Source organism: Acutalibacter caecimuris (assembly GCF_034335085.1).
Classification (GTDB): domain Bacteria; phylum Bacillota; class Clostridia; order Oscillospirales; family Acutalibacteraceae; genus Acutalibacter; species Acutalibacter caecimuris.
This window is the reverse complement of record NZ_JAWXXJ010000070.1, coordinates 1-2,975: the sequence shown is the minus strand read 5'-3', so window position 1 is coordinate 2,975 and position 2,975 is coordinate 1. Positions and strand designations below refer to the sequence as shown.

The following is a 2,975-nucleotide window of genomic DNA, read 5'->3' as shown; positions in this document are numbered from 1 at the left end:
GCCTGATTTTCTCCCACGCTCTGTCGCTTATATCGTGCCGATGCTGTTCTCCCGCCATTTTTTTGCCCTCCTCTTCTTTGAGGTCTATTATATCATATTTTTATTGACGACGCCGCCTAAGCGGGGGTATGAGCGGCTGCGGTAATTTTACTTATGCTTACATAAAAACTCTATGATAAGTTCCCGATACCTCGCCGCTCCCGGCCTCCGCAACATCTCCGGCGAGGCACAGTACGCAATAAACTCCTCCTTGCTGCAATACCGCACCCCACCGATACTGACGCTGCTGATCACCCCCTTCCGCATCCAATCCCCCACCCTCTGAGGCGCACAGCCAATCAATTCAGCGGCCAGCTTTGTGGGCAGAGCGTCAGGATAGTCAGCCCACCGCTCAGTCAGAAACTTCTGAAATGCAAGGCAATTCTCCGGCGTAGGCTCAATCAATTTCTTCCTGGGTTTGTAGATACCCGAGTTAAATTGTCCGTATAGCTCCGACAGGAATCCCGACTCGGTGTCCATTCTGCGCTTAAATTCTTTCGCATCACTGACCTTTATCAGAAACCGATGGGTTTTCTTTCCAGTGTCAATGCACGAGATATATCCATTCTCTAGTATAAATTTCAGCTTCCGTTTTGAGATGTGAAGGTAGCGGTACAACTCGTCAGCACTGAGATAGGCACCCATTTTATTCGCCATCCTTTTTGAAAATGTCAGTGATAATATCCGCGCTGGCCTGCTTGCTGGCCTTGTCCAGATGAGCGTAAATGTTAGCCGTAGTGCTGATGTCGCTGTGTCCAAGGAAGTTGGAGACGTTTATCAGTGGCACATCGTGGCTTATGAGTATGCTCGCCATTGTGTGACGTAACCCATGGTAGGTCAGCTTTCTCAACCCATACTTCTTGATGATATCGCTAAAATGCTGGGTCACATAGGAAGGCCGTATCAGCCTGCCGAGCTGGTCTACGCACACATAATCCAGGTACTGAAGGTCATAGCTCTTCCCGAATATTTTGCGGTAAATCTCCAGTTTCTCTTTTTCTGTCCCCAGCATTTCACGGACTGGCCCCGGCAGAGGCAGAGTCCGGCGGCTGGATTTGTTTTTCATCTCCTCCACCGGCTCCACGACTTTCTCGCCGTCCCGCTCGTACTCAACGATTTTCGTGTCCAGCAGCACCGTGTTCTGCTCCCAGTCTATTCTCGACCACCGCAGCCCCAACGCCTCGCTGCGGCGCAGGCCCATGCACCCGGCCAGTATGATTGCCGGATAGATAGGATCGGAGCGGGTCAGTTCCAGCAGAGCCGCCAGTTCTTCTTCCGAGTAGTTATCCCCATGATATTTATTCTTCTTCGGACGCTCCACTCGATCGAATGGGTTCGCGTCGATCAAGCCATCCTTGAACGCTTGGTTGAAAGCCCGACGCATGATGGCGTGGTAGTGGATGACGGTGTTGGCGACCACCCCTTCCGCAAACAGAGAATCATAAAACTCCTGGATATCTTTCGGTTTCAAATTAGCCACAGTAAGCTTTGTTCTTGGTTCAAAATACCGTCGGATTTTTCCATAGATCATGCCGTGATAGCTCTCGTAGGTGTTGATTTGAATGCTGGGCCTTGCCCTATCCAGGTAGGTGCAGAGATAATCAAAAACCGAGAGGCAGGCGTCAGGATTTTCCCTGCGCACCAGACTCTCGGCATACTCGATTTCAAATTTGCTTACCACCTCCCGATAAGCTTTTTGTACCTTTGATTTCCCCGTCCCCTCCGGCAGGCCAAGCGCCCGCCAGACCGGTTTGGTTTTGCCATCCTCCTTTACTTGAATCACAGCATAGAGCCGTCCTCTTTTTGATTGCACACTTGCCGCAAATGAGTTTTTATCTGTCATGCTGACCTCTCCTTTCTGCCAGTTCCGCTGGCACCACATACACTACCACAAGACCTGCCGGAAGTCCATACCGCACCCGCAGAGTTTTCAGAACAGACACATTTCGGGTTCGGACTGCCCTTATCTTTGTTGCGAAGATAGGATATGAGAACGCTTTTGGAAATGCGGTTCTCCCGCCCAATTTTCACTGCTGGTATCTCGCCCAGCTTAATCAGTTTGTAGACAGTCTTGGTGCAAACACGCAAAATTTCAGCTACCTCAGAGGCTGTCAACGCCTCCGGGTAGCTGGACAGGGCCTTCTTGTATTCCTTTTTGGTCATTCGCAAACCTCCATACTCATTTGAATTTGTGTTCAAACTCATCCTTATTTTCATCTGATATTTCAGAAATTGCACCCACTGCAAGGCCAAGTAAAGTACCCAACGCCTCACCATTTTCTTGCGCTTCGATGCGTTTGCGGCGCTCCTCCGGGTCTTCATCATCGTCACTCAGAACAGCCAGTGCATAATAGTTAACTGCGTTAACTATAGCAGAGCGGATAGCGCCGCTCCCAACGCCGATGCCAGTACTGATACCAGGATTATGAGCACCCAGGTTTTCCAATTCCGTCGCTTCGCTGCCTTGGCAATAGCCGTTTCCAACTGCGAACTCTTTGCCAAGGAATCGTTCAAACTCTTTTCGAGATTCTTCCCAGCCTGTTGCGCGAGGCTCTCCATCTGCATCGAAGAATCTTTTATTTGTTTCACCAGTTGATGAGAAACCGTCTGCTCCTCGGCCAACTGCTGTTTCACCAGCGAGTACAACTTCGGCTGGAAGTTTACCGAACTCTCCAGAAGATCCACCATCGTATCCCAATCTTTCTCCTGGATCGGCACCATCACCGGCAAGCTCGACTCCTTCATACTGCGGATACCGCTTGCGTTTCTTGCCACCAGCTCGTCCATAGTGGATCTCTCTGAACTGTAACTCATATGCTAGATAGTGTCTACACAAGGTGAGAGGATCGTGATAGAATGGAAACATCATAAAAAGGCAGGAGAGAAAAAGATGGAAACATCCTATCACAGACATGACATAAGCGATAACGTGTGGT

The 2,975-nt window shown here is 49.8% G+C and carries 4 protein-coding genes; all 4 read right to left on the bottom strand.

Annotated features, from left to right (window positions below):
- Positions 1-147 precede the first annotated feature (147 nt).
- The gene (locus U8U01_RS17110; RefSeq protein ID WP_322176794.1) at positions 148-684 is read right to left on the bottom strand and encodes a helix-turn-helix domain-containing protein; all 537 of its coding nucleotides are present in this window, start codon (positions 682-684) and stop codon (positions 148-150) included.
- 1 nt (position 685) lies between these two features.
- Positions 686-1,882 carry a tyrosine-type recombinase/integrase gene (locus U8U01_RS17105; RefSeq protein ID WP_322176793.1) on the bottom strand — a complete coding sequence of 399 codons (1,197 nt, stop codon included), beginning with the start codon at positions 1,880-1,882 and terminating at the stop codon, positions 686-688.
- Positions 1,879-2,202 carry a helix-turn-helix domain-containing protein gene (locus U8U01_RS17100; protein WP_322176792.1) on the bottom strand — a complete coding sequence of 108 codons (324 nt, stop codon included), beginning with the start codon at positions 2,200-2,202 and terminating at the stop codon, positions 1,879-1,881. The genes U8U01_RS17105 and U8U01_RS17100 overlap by 4 nt, the downstream gene beginning before the upstream one ends.
- Before the next feature lie 16 nt (positions 2,203-2,218).
- Positions 2,219-2,975, bottom strand: a 757-nt coding sequence (locus U8U01_RS17095) for a hypothetical protein (RefSeq protein WP_322176791.1), incomplete at its 5' end; no start/stop codon positions are given.